We start from the raw sequence: 16,067 nt of genomic DNA on the forward strand, positions 1-16,067 counted from the left end.
CCTTGATACGGCGCGTTTCAGGCGTAGCGCTTGCTCAGATAGGCGAACAGCGCGCGCACGCCCATCGCTTCGCCGCCGCGCGGGCGGCCGGGGCGGTCCGCGTCGTTCCACGCGTAGGTGTCCAGGTGCAGCCAGGGCATGCCTTCGGGAATGAAGCGCTCCATGTACAGCGCGGCGGTGATCGCACCGGCATGGCGCGACGCGCCGGCGTTGGCGAAATCGGCCAGATAGGATTCCAGCATCTTGCGATACGGGCGCCACAGCGGCAGTCGCCACATCGGGTCGGCGACCGCGCTGGCGCAGGCGAGCACGGCGTCGGCGGCGGTGTCGTCGTTGGCGAACAGCGCGGGCAGGTCCGGGCCCAGCGCCACGCGCGCCGCGCCGGTGAGCGTGGCGAAGTCGATGATCAGTTCCGGATGCTGTTCGGCGCCGTAGGCCAGCGCATCGCACAGCACCAGGCGGCCTTCCGCATCGGTGTTGTCGATCTCCACACTGTGCCCGGCGCGGGTGATGACCACTTCGCCCGGACGCATCGCATTGCCGGCGACGGCATTTTCCACCGCGGGAATCAGCAGGGTCAGGCGCACGGGCAGTGCGGCCTGCATGATCAGGCCGGCAAGCGCGATCGCGTGCGCGGCGCCGCCCATGTCCTTTTTCATCCAGCGCATGCCGTCGGAAGGTTTCAGGTCCAGGCCGCCGCTGTCGAAGCAAACACCTTTGCCGATCACCACCAGTTTCGGATCCGACGCCTTGCCCCAGTTCAGTTCGATCAGGCGCGGCGGGCGATGGCTGGCGCGGCCCACGGTGTGGATGGTGGGGAAATTCGCTTCCAGCAATTCATCGCCCACCCACTCGCGTACCTTGGCCTTGTGCGCCTTGCCCAACTGCTTGACCGCCTCGGCGAGCTGCTTGGGCCCCATGTCTTCGGTGGGCGTGTTGACCAGGTCGCGCACCTGCTGCGTCGCCTCGACCAAGGGCTTGAGCGCGGCGAGCGTCTTGGCATCCACGGCCAGCGTGGCGGGCGCGCGCTTGGCTTTGCGATAGCGCGTGAACTGATACGCGCCCAGCGCCCAGCCGAGTGCCGCCAGCTGCGTATCGAGCGCGACGCCTTCGGCGGCGATGGCGTAGTCGCCCACGGGCAAGGCCATGGGCAGCGCGGCCAGCGCCGAGAGCGGATCGTGCGCATCCACGCCGACCAGCACGCGCGCCAGCTTGCCGCTCGCATCCGGCAACGCGCACATGCTGCCGGGGCGGGCATCGAAGCCGTTGTCGTCCAGCCACGCACGTTGCGCGGCGCTCAGGCGTTTGCGTGCGGCGGCAAGATGCGCGGTGTCGGTGGCCTCCATGGGCGTGGCGGCGTGGCGGCTGGAGCGGAGTTCGGCGAGGGCGGACATGCGGTTCCTTACGCATGCCTGGCATGCGCCTGTGGGGATCTATAGCCGCACATGATGCGCGCTTTTCCAGGGCGGTTCAAAACGGGCCGGCGTGCGTGGCCCGATCAATCGGCGGCTTGCAGCTCAAGCCATTGCACCAGCGAGGCCAGGTCGCGCAGATCCAGGTCGGGCGCGGCGCCCAGCGCACCGGGCCACGGATGGCCGGGGCGGTTGATCCACGCGGTGCGCAATCCCGCTTCGCGCGCGCCGACCACGTCCAGCTCCGGATCGTCGCCGATGTGCAGGATGTTTTCCGGCGCCACGTTCAGCAGGGTGGACGCCGCATGAAAAATGCGCGCATCGGGTTTTGCCGCGCCGATGTCGCGCGCGGCGATGTGATAGGCGAAATGCCGGTGCAGGCCGATGCGTTCCAGGTCGGCGTTGCCGTTGGTCAGGCTCGCCACCGGACGCATGGTGCGCAAGCGGTCAAGCGCGGGCAGGGCGTCCGGATACAGCTCCACGCTGTTGCGTGCGCTGGCGTAGATTTCCCACAGTGCATCCAGCGGTGCTTCGGCGATGCCGCAGGCATCGAAGGCGCGTTGCATGGTGATGTAGCGCTGCGCGGTGAAATCGTGCGCCAGATCGAGCCGTTCGGCGGCCACGCTGGCGCGCAGCTCGCGCATCGCCGCGATCGGCCAGGTCTTGGCAACCAGCGGATAGTGCTGGCGCAGGTAGTTGTCCAGGTCGCGGTCGGCTTTTTCCAGGGCCGGCATGACCGGCCACAGGGTGTCGTCCAGATCGATGGTCAGCGCGAGGATGCGCATCGGCGGCACCCTGCCGGGCACGGTGCGCTCAGCGCGCCGCGATGCGCAGCACCTGGCCGGTGCGCACGGTATTGTCTTTCAGGTGATTCCAGCTGCGGATCTGCGCCACCTCCACGCCGTGCTTGCGCGCGATCGAATACAGCGTTTCGCCCGCGCCGACGCGGTAGGTGGACATCGGGGCCGCCGTCTTGGACGCGCTGGCGATCTTTCTCGACTCGGCCTTCTTGCCGGTGGACTCGGTGGCCTTGCCGACCTTGGCGGTCGATTTGACCACCCTGGCGTAGCTCACGTAGACGTCGGCGGTGACCTTGGCGAAGTCGGTGCCGCGACTGCCGGCGGAAGCCTCGGTGAACGCATCGCCGCGCACGCCCTTCAAGCTGCTGATGGCCGGCTCGCTCACCACGCTGCCGCTTACCGCATTCAGCGCGGGCTTGGGCGCCGCGGCCACGCGTGCGGCGGCAACCGGCAACACCGGGCGAACCGCGGCGGGAGCGGCGGCATAGGTGGGTTCGGCGCTGGCATGCGCGCCCACTTCGGCAAGCAGGCGGCTGCGGCGTGGGGCGTCCATCGCGATCAGCGGCGAGCCCAGGTACGGCACCAGGTCATGTGCGCGCAGCACCGCATCGCCCTTGGGGCTTTCCACGAAATCGATGAAGGACTTCGCCGCCGCCGCGTTCGGGCTGTTGGGGTTGGTCACCAGGTACAGCTGGGTAAACAGCGGATACGCGCCGCTGGCCACGCTGGACACGCTCGGCGCGACGCCGTCGATGCGCAGCATCTTGATCTTGGCATTGCCCGCCACGCTCGACAGCGTGGTCACGCCGAAGGCGCGCGGATCGAGCATCACCGACTGCTCCAGCTGCGTGGTGTTGACGTACAGGCGCGGCGCGGCCACCGGCTGGCTGCCGCGTCCGAACACCAGCTTGCGCAGGCTGAATTCCACGCCATCGCCGGGGCTGGCCACGGCGAACACGTCCATCGGCGCGTCGTTGCCGCCGACCTGCTGCCAGTTGGTGATCTTGCCGTAGTAGATGTCGTGCACCTGCTGCAGCGTGAGGTTGCTGACCGGATTGGACGGGCTGGTCACCAGCACCAGGCCATCCCACGCCACCGGCGTAAAGGTGAGGCCGCTGTCGGTAGCGCTGCCGGAACTGCCGCGCGCGCTGCCGGCCAGATCGGCCGCGCCGCTGGCCACCGCATCCAGGCCCGAGGCCGTGTTGAACGGCTGCAGCTGGATCGTGCCCTTGCCCGCGGACTGCCAGGCCTTGGCCATGCCCTTGACGATGCCGTTGGCGGTGACCACGTCGCCGCGCCAGATCAGCGATTGCGTGGCGGCGATGGCACCGGTGGACAGCGCGGCGCCGATCAGGGCGGCGGAAAGCAGGCGGGTGATGCGTACAGGCATGGGGAAGGGCGACCTACGAAGTGGCTAAGTGATGCAAGTGTGCCGTCAACATGGCGTGTACGCAGTGACGGAGTTGCTGTATTTCAGCGGTCCGGAGCCAAAACATCAAGCTAAAACATCAAGTGCGTTCATGTATTTGCATGAAACGGGTGTTAGCGGGAGCGCACATTGGTGCGCGCTCCCGCCGCTGAAGCTACTGAATCACCACGTAGTTGAGGCCATCCTGGGTGGCCACCAGCAGCACCAGCTGACGCGGCCGCGCCGCCGCCAGGCCCTGCAGGTCGCGCAGGCTGTCAATGCGCCGGTTGCCGATGCCCACGATCAGGTCGCCCGAGGAAAGCCCGGCCTGCGCAGCGCGGCTGCCGGGGCGCACCGTGCTTGCGAGGATGCCGGTGGTGCCGCTGCTGGCCTGTTCGTCGCTGAGATCGCTGAAGGTGACGCCGGCCAGGCGCGGATCGAGCTTGGCGCCGTCGATCGTGGCGATTTTCTCCGGCGCGAGCGTGGCGGTGACCTGCCGCATCGCGCCATGGCGCAGCACGCCCAGCGTCACCGTGCTTTGCGCCGGCAGCAGGCCTTCGGCGTTGTTGAGCTGGTCGGCGTTTTCCAGCGGCGCGCCGTTAAGCGAACGGATCACATCGCCCACCTGCAGGCCCGCGCGATCGGCGGTGGAATCGGGCATCACGCGCGTCACCACGGCGCCGTTGCTGTCCTTGAGGCCAAGCAGCTTGGCGATGCTGGGCGTGATGTCCTGCGTCTGCACGCCGAGATTGCCGCGGCTCACCTTGCCGTGCGCGATCAGCTGCGCCATCACGTCGCTGGCGATCTTGGTGGGAATGGCAAAGCCGATGCCCACATTGCCGCCCGACGGCGAGAGGATCATCGTGTTGATGCCTACCAGCTCGCCGCGCAAATTCACCAGGGCGCCGCCGGAATTGCCCGGATTGATCGAGGCATCGGTCTGGATGAAATTCTGGAAGCTCGATCCGCCCAGCCCTGAGCGCTGCAACGCCGAGACGATGCCCGACGTCACCGTCTGGCCCAGGCCGAAAGGATCGCCAACCGCCACCACGAAATCGCCCACCCGCAACTGGCTCGAATCGGCGATCGGCAATGCTTGCAGGCCGGTGGCGTCGATCTTTATCACAGCCACGTCGGTGGCCGGATCGGTGCCCACCAGCTTGCCTTTGAAATCGCGCCCGTCCTGCAAGGTCACCGTGATGTCGTCGGCGCCGCCCACCACATGGTTATTGGTAAGGATGTAGCCCTTGGCCGCATCCACGATCACGCCCGAGCCCAGGCTTTGCTCCACCCGCTCGCGCGGCACGCCGCTCAAGCCGAAGAACTGCCGGAACACCGGATCGTTGAGAAACGGGTTGTTCACGCGCACGTGCGTCTTGGTGGAAATGTTCACCACCGCCGGCGTCACTTTCTGCAGCATCGGCGCGAGCGAAGGCAGCGGTTGCCCATCCACCGACGGCGGTATCGAGGCGGAGGCCTGCATCGTCCCCGCGCATAGCGCGATGGCGAGAGCAGCGGAAAAACACGGAAGGAAACGGCGTGACATGAAGTCTCCTGGGCGGCAGTCGCAAGTCAGATTTCTTCGACTCGACACCTGGCCGACGGTTCCCGGCCAGTGGGACACAGTTAGCACTTTACATCGCACCTTCGCGGGGGTAACGTTTCCATAGGTTTGCAATCACAATATCTTGTGTGCCGGTACCGGTTGAACACCCAAGAACTGGTACCCGTGTGAATAACGTCAGGAGGGGCTGCCGCTGTTCGCGAAATAATGCCAAGCCTGGTCCGCACCGAGCGTGGACCGGGTACCGACGGGGCGTTTCCCGCTCGGCCGGCGCCGACATAGCCATAAGACACCAACGGGGCCGTGAGGCCATACCGGGAGGTCAGGAATCCGATGAGCACCTTGCGTGCACCAACCATGGCCCGCGACGCCGCCGCGATTCCGCTGCAGAGCGCATCGCAGGACATCTGGGACAAGAAATACCGCCTGCGCACCAAAACCGGTGAACCGGTCGACGCCACCATCGACGACAGCTGGCAGCGCGTGGCGCGTGCCCTGTCGGAAGTGGAAGCCACGCCGGACCTGCGCGAACACTGGTTCGAGCGTTTCCTGTGGGCGTTGCGCCGCGGTGCGATTCCCGCCGGCCGCATCACCTCCAACGCCGGCGCGCTGGAACACAAGCCGGCCACTTCCACCATCAACTGCACCGTGTCCGGCACCATCCGCGACTCGATGGACGACATTCTGGAGAAAGTGCACGAAGCGGGCCTTACGCTGAAGGCCGGCTGCGGCATCGGCTACGAATTCTCCACCCTGCGCCCGCGCGGCGCGTACGTGTCGGGTGCCGGCGCGTACACCAGCGGCCCGCTGTCGTTCATGGATATCTACGACAAGATGTGCTTCACCGTCTCCTCGGCCGGCGGCCGGCGCGGCGCGCAGATGGGCACGTTCGATGTCAGTCATCCGGACGTGAAGGAATTCATCCGCGCCAAGCGCGAAGACGGCCGCCTGCGCCAGTTCAACCTCTCGCTGCTGATCACCGACGGCTTCATGCAGGCGGTGGAGCACGACCAGGACTGGCCGCTGGTCTTCCCCGTGCATGTCAAAGAACGCGACGACATCGACCTCGACGACCCCGCCAAGGTCGTATGGCGCGAGTGGCCCACCCACGAAAACTACGTCGAGCGCGAAGACGGCCTGGTCGCCTGCAAGATCTACAGCCACATCCGCGCGCGCCACCTGTGGGACATGATCATGGTCTCGACGTACGACTACGCCGAGCCCGGGTTCATCCTCATCGACAAGGTGAACGAGATGAACAACAACTGGTGGTGCGAGCACATCCGCGCCACCAACCCCTGCGGCGAGCAGCCGCTGCCGCCGTACGGCTCGTGCCTGCTCGGCTCGATCAACCTCACCACCTTCGTGCGCGACCCGTTCGGCCCCAAGGCGCGCTTCGACTGGGACGAATATCGCGACGTGGTGAAAATTTTCACCCGCATGCTGGACAACGTGGTGGAGATCAACGGCCTGCCGCTGGAGCAGCAGCGCCACGAGATCCTCTCCAAGCGCCGTCATGGCATGGGCTTCCTGGGGCTGGGCAGCACGCTCACCATGCTCAAGATGCGCTACGGCAGCGCCGAAGCCGTGGCCTTCACCGAAGACGTCTCGCGCGAAATGGCCGTCGCCGGCTGGGAAGTGGCGCTGGACCTGGCCAAGGAAAAAGGCCCCGCACCGGTGCTCGCCCAAAACTACACCGTCACCGGCGACATGCTGCGCAAGCGCCCGGAAATGGTCGAGGACGGCTACAAGGCCGGCGACCTGATCCCCGGCCGCGTGCTGCACGCCAAGTACAGCCGCTACATGCAGCGCGTGGCCTCGGTGGCGCCCAACCTGGTCAAGGAGCTGGCCGAAGTCGGCGCGCGCTTCACCCACCACAGCTCGATCGCGCCCACCGGCACCATTTCGCTGTCGCTGGCCAACAACGCCAGCAACGGCATCGAGCCCAGCTTCGCCCACCACTACTCGCGCAATGTCATCCGCGAGGGCCGCAAGACCAAGGAGAAGGTGGAGGTCTACAGCTTCGAGCTGCTTGCCTATCGCGCCCTCATCAACGCCCAGGCCATGCCCTTGAGCGACGACCCCAAGGCCAAGCTGCCCGACTACTTCGTGGCCGCCGACGACATCTCGCCCAAGGAGCACGTGGACATCCAGGCCGCCTCGCAGCTGTGGGTGGATTCGTCCATCTCCAAGACCGCCAACGTACCCACCGACTACCCGTACGAAGACTTCAAAGACATCTACTTCTACGCCTACAAACAGGGCCTCAAGGGCTGCACCACGTTCCGCTTCAACCCCGCCGCGTTCCAGGGCGTGCTGGTGAAAGAGGCGGACCTTGAAAACACCCTCTACCGCTTCGAATTGGAAGACGGTAGCGTTGTGGAACTGAAAGGCAACGAAGAAGTGGAGTACGACGGCGAGATGCACACCGCCGCCAATTTGTTCGATGCCTTGAAGGAAGGTTATTACGGCAAGTTCTAGTTGTGGCATGTAACGCGAAATCGCGCTACGTTTCGCTCACACCGTAATACACTTAGCGCTGGTTCCATAACAAACGTCCGGAGGGGAATACCCGCATGTCCATCGATACCGAGTTCGAAGTTCATCAAGAAGATCTGATCGCACCGGCAGCTGCGGAGTCCGCTGAGGCTGCTCCGGCTGCACCGAAGAAGGCCCGCCGCAAGAAGGCAGCCAAGAAAGCCAAGGCCGCCGCGCCCGCCAAGAAGGCAGCGAAGAAAGCGGTGAAGAAGGCTGCCGGCAAGAAGACCGCCAAGAAGGCTGCCAAGAAGGTCGCCAAAAAAGCCGCCAAGAAGGGCGCCGCCAAGAAAGCCAGCAAGAAGGCCGTGAAGAAGACGGCCAAGAAAGCTGCAAAGAAGGTCAGCAGCAAAAAGACGGCCAAAAAGGCCGCCGGTAAGAAGACGGCCAAAAAGGCCGTGAAGAAAGCCGCTAAAAAAGCGGTCAAGAGGTCCACTGCCAGCAAGAAGGCCGGTCGTAAGGCGACCAAGAAAGTCGCCAAGAAGGCCGCCCGCAAGAAGTAAGCAATAAAGCATCCGGCCCGGTGCGAACCGGGCCGGATGTTTTTTTGTCCGCCTCTCCCCCTCGGGGAGCGGGCTGGGGTGAGGGGCACCGAAGCCTCGCCGCCCCCTGCGCTGCCAGGCGTAAAAAGTCCAAGACCCAAAGCACCAAGCACCGCGCGCACCGCCCCACTCAGGACCACCGCACATGACGATCAAGATTGAAAAGAAGATCAAGGGCTACCAGGTCGTCGGGCCCGAGGACAAAGCCGTGCCCGTTGCCCCCGCCGCCGTCGAGCCCAAAGAGGCTCCGGTTGCCGAAGTCATCCAGATGCACGAGAGCGTGGAGCGCCCCGAGGCGCTCATCGGCTCCACCTTCAAGATCAAGTCGCCGCTGTTCGAGCACGCCCTGTACGTCACCATCAACGACATCGTGCTCAACGCCGGTACCAAATACGAACAGCGCCGCCCCTTCGAGATCTTCATCAACTCCAAGAACATGGACCACTTCCAGTGGATCGTGGCGCTCACCCGCATCATCTCCGCCGTATTCCGCAAAGGCGGCGACGTCACCTTCCTGGTCGAAGAGATGAAAGCCGTCTTCGACCCCCGCGGCGGCTACTTCAAGGCCGGCGGCGTGTACATGCCCAGCATCGTCGCCGAGATCGGCGCGGTGATCGAGCAGCACATGAAAAACATCGGCCTTATCCACGACCCCGAGATGAGCGACAGCCAGCGCGCCCTCATCGCCGAAAAACGCGCCGCCTACGAACAGTCCGCTCAAAAAAAAACTGAGCTAAGCCCCACCGACGCCGACACCAACGACTCCGCCGGCTTCCCGCCGGGTGCGACCCTGTGCGCCAAGTGCAACACCAAGGCGCTGGTGCTGATGGATGGGTGCCAGACTTGTTTGAATTGCGGATATAGCAAGTGCGGCTGAACATTCGCCGAAGCGGAAAGAATAGGGTGGCAGCGATGCCGCCCTTTATTTTGTTGCGAATAGAGTTGATGGGAATAAATTAAGAAAAAGGATTGCTGAGCGCCTAACCCTCCAGTCGTTAGTGGAAATGCACATTCATTCGGGGCATTACCGTGGAAAAAAGCGAAATCCGAGAGTCCACCAAAATCCAATTGTTGGATAAAGTCCGTAAGTCTGACTACGGGAAGTATTTGCTGAAGGCAAATATAGGCAAGGTACGCGGGTTCAATGACGAGTCAATTAGCTTTGACTTTCCAGTTACTGCGCTCATTGGTCCTAATGGAAGTGGCAAGTCCTCTGTGCTTGGTGTTGCCGGGTGTGCCTATAAGCCTATTAAGCCCGGTTTGTTCTTCCCCAAAAGCGCCATTGGTGATGAGTCGATGTCAGGTTGGAGAGCGGAATATGAGCTCGTGGACAAAATGCTTAATCCCAAGCAGACCGTAAGGAGGACGAGCAGTTTTCGCCAAGCGAAGTGGGTACGCGGCGAGGTTGCGGACCGTAACGTATTCTTTTTTGGAATCGAAAGAACAGTTCCTGCTGGTGAAAAAGCAAAATACAAGAAGTTGATGAGATCAACTTACGTGCATAAGAATAGCCTTGAGAAGCTTGACTCGAGGGTAGCTCGCCAAGTGGAGCACATCCTTGGAAAGCCGGTCACCGATTTTGAGATTACAGACTTAGGTCACGACGACAGTTTCTTGGTTGGTCACTCCGGCGGTAGTCGTTACTCAGAGTTTCACTTTGGCGCTGGTGAGTCGTCCATCATAAGGATGATCGCCGAGATAGAGAGCGCGCCAGAAAATTCTATGATTTTGATAGAGGAGATTGAAAATGGCCTCCATCCAGTTGCTACGCGACGCATGGTGGAGTACCTGATCGAAGTTGCGAGTAGAAAGTCGATCCAATCCATATTTACTACTCACAGTGACTATGCACTGTCACCACTTCCCAATGAGGCAATTTGGGCATGTATTGATGGGAAGTTACGCCAGGGAAAATTATCAGTTGACTCGCTTAGAGCAGTGTCTGGGCGTGTTGATAAAAAGCTGGCAATTTTTGTGGAAGATGAATTTGCTAAGCATTGGGTCGACACGATCTTACGAGAGAAGTTACAGTCCGATTACGAGCAAATTGAGGTGCACGCAGTAGCTGGGGATGGCAATGCCGTTGCTACTCATCGAGCACACGCAGCTAATCCAGCGATAAATTTTTCCTCCTTATGTGTGATTGATGGGGATTCAAGGCAGACGGAGGATGTTGAAGATGGGATTCTGAGGCTGCCGGGTGGTCAGCCTGAATTGACCGTTTACGAGTCGATCAAAGGGCAGTTAAATGAGAACTTGGCTGTTTTGACGGTGTCGTGTCAGCGGGCGCCCGAGGCACAAGATTTGGTGTTTAGAGCAGTTAATGAGGTTATTAGCACAAACCGCGATCCCCACCTCCTCTTTATTCAATTAGGTATAAAGATTGGTTTCATCCCGGAGTCAATTGTGAGGGGTGCATTTTTTGCGCTTTGGGTTAGGCAAAATAACGAGTATTGCGGAAAGCTCGCGAAGGTTGTGAAGACGAAGCTCGACTCGCAATAGTAAAGAGGCAGATATCTTGTCGAATACTTGAGGCGCTCAGCAATATGTCATTGCTTTGAAGCATCGGGCGAAGGCTCCAAATGCTCAAGCTGCTCCTTATACGCCTCCGCAAACGCATGCCGCAGCACTTCATAAATCGCCTGCGACCCGCCGATCTGGCTGTTGCCGATACGCCCGCTGATGGGCACTTTCGTCACGATCTGGTCGTTCGACGATGGGGCTTTCAATAGCGACGCCACGCCTTGCGCGGCGGCTTGGTAGAGCAGCTTGATCGGTCCTTTCTTTTCTTCCTCCACATCCTTTTTCCAGCTGAAAAGTTTCAGGTCTTTGAAGACCGGCTGCGCTTCGCCTTTCAGTTCGCCGTTGCTGGCTTTGAGGTCCATGGTGAAGTCGCCGGTGCCGCCGGCGAAGTCCAGGCCCGTGTAGGCGCGCGCGAGGGCGTTGGCGCGCACCAGTTGAATGTGGGTGATGCGAATGTGGTAGTCGAAGTCGCCGAAGCGGTTGGCGGGGTCGAAGGTGGCGTGGGTTTCAAGGGGTGCATCGCCAAGCACGGTGGCGGTGGTGTCCAGGGTGGCGACGCGTTTGCCGGTGGTGCTTTTGGCGGCGGAGAGGTTGGTAACGGTACTCTCGACGTGGTTCATGGTGAGGTCGACGCGCGGGTCGGAGGCGACATTGCGGAAGGTGATCGTGCCGTTGTGCACGCGGATGCGATCCACCTCGACGGGCAGCAGGATGTTGAGTTCGTCGCTCCAGTTGACGCCCTTGCCCAGCTGGCGTTCGCCCTCGGTCTTGCCATCGATGAAATTGACGGTCGCATCGTAGGATTCCACGTCGCCGCGCAGGCGGCCATGCAGCAGCGCTGCGAAGCTGACCGTCAACTCGGTGCGGGGTGCGATGAGAAAAGGTTCTTTGCCAGGCGCGTCGAGCTTGTCGATGCGCAAGTCATGGAGGGTGTAGCCGCCACGCCAGAGGTGCAGGTTCACTTCGCCGATGGATCCGTGATACGGCCCCATGCTCGCGATACGGCCGTCCAGATCACGGCGAATCCAGCCCGGCAGCAGCAGGCGCAGCGCCGCCAGTGCCAACAGCAAGGCGAGCAATGACCACCCTAGTTTGCGCATGTGCGCACTATGCATGGCGCGAAGCCTATGGCGGGCTAAGTTGCCCGACTTTAGCGCAAGCCTTCCAGCTACGCACTTCGGAGCGGGCGTGACAGCACGGGCGCTCGCAGGGATTCACGAGGTGGCGCCAACTCTGCTAATTGGCATCTCCGATGGCCTGGTCCCTGCAACGATGCAGCGATCTTAAGTCAGCTTGCACCAAGCCGTGCGCATAGTGGCAGTAATCGATAAGCTCTTTACGAATTTCAGGACGCATGTTGTCTATCGCCGGGGGATCTCCCTCGTTCGCAAAGGGATTGATAAATTCGCGGCGAAAAGTAAGTGATTTCTTGACGAAATAGATCACGCGGTCATCGTGATCCATGTGGGATCTAAAATATCCAGTGCCCGCGCTGTAGGCCAACATCAACGTACCTGCTAGAGCCGAAACGGTAACGACGGGCCATGATTTCACGCCGGATCACCTCCCGGGTTCGAGTAATTTTAGTTCGGATCTAAGCAACTTCACGATTTCCATTCCCAAGTCACCAGGGCACGCTCGCCCTTTGTCGGTGGCGATTTTTTTATATGCCCGGCGCCCTCCAAGCGCGCGTATGTTGAACACGCTCTTGAGTACGCTGCATAGCTGTGTCGCAGTCCTGAGTTGGATTGGCGTTGGCTTGTCGTGCTTGAAAACGACTTGATCGATAAAACTGTTGCGCCAGTTCTTGACCTTATCGACAAAGGATAGGTTGCCATATTCCTGTTTGTAGGCTTCGCCGGCTTGTACGAAGTCTGCCAGGAACACAATTTCCACTTTTCCGGAATGGCCGGCCGCAACGTGCCCGCCAATAAATTGAATGTCGCCCTCCAGAACGATCCCGCCCATTGAGGACTTGTCCCCGACCCTTAAACCGTACCTTCGCATGAGTTTCCTTGCGCCATGGTCCGGATGAAGTGGTCTCCATGGTTGCGCAAAATGGCTTTTCGGGGGTGTCAGGGTTCTTCCCTGCAACGTGAAGGCGGTGGCTGCAGCGTGTCGGGGGACAGTGCTTTCGTTCTCCCTGCTCTATCAAGGCTATCCTTTTGCGGTCGTCTGCAAACGCAGTCAGCGGAGCCCGGAGCATTTTCTATATAAAGTGCGAGGATTTCCGGGGCCGCATGCAAAAAAAGGACATCCGGCTCAATGCTTGAGCAGCCCCGGAGCCCATTTCTGCCGCGTCGATGCCTCGGCGCCATTCCACGCGTGAGCCTTGGAAAAACGGGCAGGATCAGAGTGCTTTGCCTTGACGGAAAAACACCCTGTCCTGCCTCTCGGGGCAAGCGTGCATCAGCCGCCGTGCGCGTTGGCGGTGTCGGCGGCCAGGCGCAGTTCTTCGTTGGCTTCGGCCAGCAGCTCTTTGGCGCGGGCGGCGTGGCCGCCGAGGCGGTAGTTGTTGTCGTATTGGGCCTGGTTGACCAGGTCGTACGCACTGACGATGTTTTCCTGCGCGCCGCGCAGGTTGCCATGGCCAGGGCCGATATCGACGTAGAGCGAAGGCTCGGCGGCGACGGTGGCACAACCCACGGTCATGATGGAACCGAGCAGGATGCCTATGAAAAAGAGCTTCTTCATGAGGGTTCTCCAAGAGGAAAGGAAGCCGTTGCGGGGTGTTTTCGTTGAGGAAGCGAAAGGCGCCGTTGGCGTTTTCGTTCCGACGAGACCACGATAGCCGCCAAGAATTAGGTGGCAGTTAGCGCCCGTCTAGCCGTGTACCGGCAGGTGGTTGCCGATCAGGTTTTCGTTGCCTACGCGGTCAAGCGCATCGCCGATCTGCGCGCTGATTTCCTCGAAGAAGTAGTAGAGGTCTGCGCGGCGGATCGCCAGGATCGCGTCCTTTTCGTTGTAGGAAACCTTGGCCATCTGCATCAGCATGGCCTGGATGTGTTGCAGTTCTTCGTAGCCCTGCTCAGACAGCAGGTAGAGCTGCGGGCACGAGGAAGCGTTGTGGGTATGGCTCATGGTAATTCTCCACGCGTTTGGCTTGCGCCGCGTAGCGTGCGCGTTATGACGGGGAAAGCAGGCGGTGTGGGGCAACAGGGCGCTTCGTTTTAGCGAAGGCACCCTGTTTTGCCGGTGCGCTTTGGCGAGCGTGGCTCAATAGCCATGGTGGTTGGCCGAGGTGGCGGCCATGCGCAGTTCCTGGTTCGCTTCGAACAGCAGCTCCTTGGCGCGGGCCGCGTGGCCGCCCAGCTGGTAGTCGTTGGCGTATTGCGCCTGGTCAACCAGCTCCCATGCCTGCACGATGTTTTCCTGCGCGTTGCGCAGATTGCCGTGACGGAAGCCGATGTCCACATAGGGGGCGGGCGCGTCGGCCATGGCGACGCAACCTGCGCTCATGGCGATGCCGACAACCAGGCCGATGATAAGTGCTCTTTTCATGATGATTCTCCAGTAATGGGTTTGAAGCCGTTGGTGGGTTTTATTCGCAAGCAGAAGTGGCCGCGAGGTGGCGGTCCCGACAGTGCTTACGATACGGCTGGAGAATTAGGCGGGAGTTAGGGGGCGGCACAGTGCCATTCCGGTGTTTGCCCAGACGCATTTCAACGGTGCAACGGAGTCATCCAGTTTGAATGGGCGTTCAAAGTGGGTCGCAGCGATGCATGGTCGAACACGCGAAGAAGATTGCGCGCATGCGCAAGCGCCATGGCAACTGCAGCATCGTGATTGGCGACAGCGACAGTCGCCAGCGTCAGGTCAGGATGTAGTTATGCGGTGGCGGCGGGGCGGGCAGATTGCGTTCGCCCAGCAATTCGCGCAGCGATGTCTCGATGCCTTCGGACATCGCATCCAGCGGCAGGTCGTTGGGCGCGGTGCCGAACGGTTCTTCGATTTCCGAGCTGAGCGCTTCGAGCGCGAAGAACGTGTAGGCAATAAAGGTAACCACCAGAGGGGTCATCGCCCCGATGGAGTCGACCAGGCCAAATGGCAGCAACAGGCAGTAAAGATAGACCGTGCGATGGATGATCACGCCATAGGTGAAGGGAATGGGTGTGCTGGCGATGCGCTCGCAGCCGCCCAGCGCATCGCTCAGGTGTCCCATGTGCAGCTGCATCGCCTGCGCCAGCGGCGCAGCGAGTTGGCCGTCCAGCCGTCTGTCGCGCAACCACTGGTCCGCCAGCAGCAGGATGGCCGACGCCTTGTAGCGGGCGTCGTGCAGGCCGGCAAGATCATCGGCGGACAGCCAGCGTGCAAGGTCCGCCTGCGGGTCGGTGCCGCGCAGCTGATGGCGCAAGGCATGCACGAAAGCGATCAGCCGATGCACAAACACCTTGCTGCCGTCTTGTGCGTCCACCAGCGTCAGCGACTGCCGCGCCAGCGAGCGCGCATCGTTCAGCACTTCACCCCACAACACCCGCGCCTCCCAATAGCGGGCGTAACTGGTGTTGTTGCGAAAGCCCAGAAAGATCGCCAGGGTCAGGCCGATCAGCGAAAACGGCACGAAGGTCAGCGAGACCTTCCACACGAAAACATGGCCATGCAGCAGCGTTACCGCCAGCGAAAACGCCAGCGTCAGCAAAAGCTGCGGCAAGATCATCGGCAGTACCGAACCCCGGACCACCAGCAGCAGACGAAACCAGTTGGGGCGGGGACGGACAATCATACGGAGCAGGACGCAAATCGGGGCACAGGCGGGAAATTACACCACAGACCGGCTTGGCCGCGTTGCCGGGTCAACGGGCGGCCGGTGCGCGCAGCGAGCGGTCGAGGCGCCGATGCGTCTTAGGGATACACCGGCAATGGGGCCGCTGGCATCGGGTGCCATGCGCGTCCTCGTACGCTGATTAAAAAGGGCGGCCTGGCCGCCCTTTTCGTTCGTACCGTTTCAACCGGGCTTATTGCGGCTGCGAGCGCTCTGACGGCCAGGTGTTGAATGCGAACACGTACAGCATGATCAGGTTGACCAGCGGAACAATGGCCAACAGTGCCCACGCGCCGTTATAGCCTGCCTTGGAAATGATCCGCCAGAGCGGAATGATCGTGATGATCAGCGCAAACAACCCGATGATGTGCATAAGCTTCCCCTCCCGTTGAATTGGCTCTAGCTTACTTCCAGTCGGGCCGGCCCAGGCAAGGGCACAGCTAGGCGCACATCCAGCACGAAGGCGGCGTGAGGCCGTACTTCATTGGGATCGCATCGATGCGCGTGGACACCCAGTCGTA

16 protein-coding genes are annotated in these 16,067 nt (G+C 61.6%); 4 read left to right on the plus strand and 12 right to left on the minus strand.

The features are described 5' to 3' along the window. Positions 1-17: 17 nt before the first annotated feature. The 4 genes from VME63_RS05205 to VME63_RS05220 all read right to left on the minus strand — a co-directional run bounded on the left by VME63_RS05205 (position 18) and on the right by VME63_RS05220 (position 5,166). The gene (locus VME63_RS05205) at positions 18-1,394 is read right to left on the minus strand and encodes a leucyl aminopeptidase family protein (protein ID WP_325430953.1); all 1,377 of its coding nucleotides are present in this window, start codon (positions 1,392-1,394) and stop codon (positions 18-20) included. A gap of 104 nt (positions 1,395-1,498) precedes the next feature. Then, a complete protein-coding gene (locus tag VME63_RS05210; protein ID WP_325430955.1) occupies positions 1,499-2,197 on the minus strand; it encodes an HAD family hydrolase in 699 nt (232 codons plus the stop codon). 28 nt (positions 2,198-2,225) lie between these two features. Next, positions 2,226-3,602, minus strand: a complete 1,377-nt coding sequence (locus VME63_RS05215) for a LysM peptidoglycan-binding domain-containing protein (protein ID WP_325430957.1) — start codon at positions 3,600-3,602, stop codon at positions 2,226-2,228. Positions 3,603-3,795: 193 nt separating this feature from the next. Continuing rightward, positions 3,796-5,166 (minus strand): DegQ family serine endoprotease, encoded by a 1,371-nt coding sequence (locus VME63_RS05220; protein ID WP_325430959.1) that lies wholly within the window; start codon positions 5,164-5,166, stop codon positions 3,796-3,798. Between the two features lie 351 nt (positions 5,167-5,517). Here VME63_RS05220 and VME63_RS05225 point away from each other — a divergent pair, with 351 nt between their 5' ends. From VME63_RS05225 to VME63_RS05240, 4 genes are all read left to right on the plus strand, one after another. Further along, a complete protein-coding gene (locus VME63_RS05225; protein WP_325430961.1) occupies positions 5,518-7,665 on the plus strand; it encodes an adenosylcobalamin-dependent ribonucleoside-diphosphate reductase in 2,148 nt (715 codons plus the stop codon). Between the two features lie 95 nt (positions 7,666-7,760). Continuing rightward, complete coding sequence (locus tag VME63_RS05230) at positions 7,761-8,222, plus strand: histidine biosynthesis protein HisIE (protein WP_325430963.1); 462 nt, start codon at positions 7,761-7,763, stop codon at positions 8,220-8,222. A gap of 184 nt (positions 8,223-8,406) precedes the next feature. Beyond that, a complete protein-coding gene (locus VME63_RS05235; protein WP_325430965.1) occupies positions 8,407-9,138 on the plus strand; it encodes an NrdJb in 732 nt (243 codons plus the stop codon). A 152-nt stretch (positions 9,139-9,290) separates the two neighbouring features. After that, entirely contained in the window at positions 9,291-10,763 is a 1,473-nt protein-coding gene (locus tag VME63_RS05240) for an ATP-dependent nuclease (protein ID WP_325430967.1), read from the plus strand. A 47-nt stretch (positions 10,764-10,810) separates the two neighbouring features. Here VME63_RS05240 and VME63_RS05245 read toward each other — a convergent pair whose 3' ends face one another. The 8 genes from VME63_RS05245 to VME63_RS05280 all read right to left on the minus strand — a co-directional run bounded on the left by VME63_RS05245 (position 10,811) and on the right by VME63_RS05280 (position 15,919). Then, positions 10,811-11,884 carry a DUF748 domain-containing protein gene (locus tag VME63_RS05245; protein ID WP_325430969.1) on the minus strand — a complete coding sequence of 358 codons (1,074 nt, stop codon included), beginning with the start codon at positions 11,882-11,884 and terminating at the stop codon, positions 10,811-10,813. 136 nt (positions 11,885-12,020) lie between these two features. Then, positions 12,021-12,248 carry a hypothetical protein gene (locus tag VME63_RS05250; protein ID WP_325430971.1) on the minus strand — a complete coding sequence of 76 codons (228 nt, stop codon included), beginning with the start codon at positions 12,246-12,248 and terminating at the stop codon, positions 12,021-12,023. 96 nt (positions 12,249-12,344) lie between these two features. Then, entirely contained in the window at positions 12,345-12,752 is a 408-nt protein-coding gene (locus VME63_RS05255; RefSeq protein WP_325430973.1) for a hypothetical protein, read from the minus strand. 441 nt (positions 12,753-13,193) lie between these two features. Further along, complete coding sequence (locus VME63_RS05260; RefSeq protein ID WP_325430975.1) at positions 13,194-13,478, minus strand: hypothetical protein; 285 nt, start codon at positions 13,476-13,478, stop codon at positions 13,194-13,196. Between the two features lie 129 nt (positions 13,479-13,607). Beyond that, positions 13,608-13,865, minus strand: a complete 258-nt coding sequence (locus VME63_RS05265; RefSeq protein ID WP_325430977.1) for an XAC0095 family protein — start codon at positions 13,863-13,865, stop codon at positions 13,608-13,610. Positions 13,866-14,000: 135 nt separating this feature from the next. Further along, positions 14,001-14,285: a hypothetical protein gene (locus VME63_RS05270; protein WP_325430979.1), complete on the minus strand. Its 285-nt coding sequence runs from the start codon at positions 14,283-14,285 to the stop codon at positions 14,001-14,003. A gap of 310 nt (positions 14,286-14,595) precedes the next feature. Beyond that, positions 14,596-15,507, minus strand: coding sequence for a bestrophin family protein (locus VME63_RS05275; protein ID WP_325430981.1), 912 nt, complete (start codon positions 15,505-15,507; stop codon positions 14,596-14,598). Positions 15,508-15,739: 232 nt separating this feature from the next. Continuing rightward, a complete protein-coding gene (locus VME63_RS05280) occupies positions 15,740-15,919 on the minus strand; it encodes a hypothetical protein (protein ID WP_325430983.1) in 180 nt (59 codons plus the stop codon). Between the last annotated feature and the right edge of the window lie 148 nt (positions 15,920-16,067).

The sequence above is a fragment of the Dyella sp. genome (genome assembly GCF_035503745.1).
In the GTDB taxonomy this organism is placed as follows: Bacteria; Pseudomonadota; Gammaproteobacteria; order Xanthomonadales; family Rhodanobacteraceae; genus Dyella_B.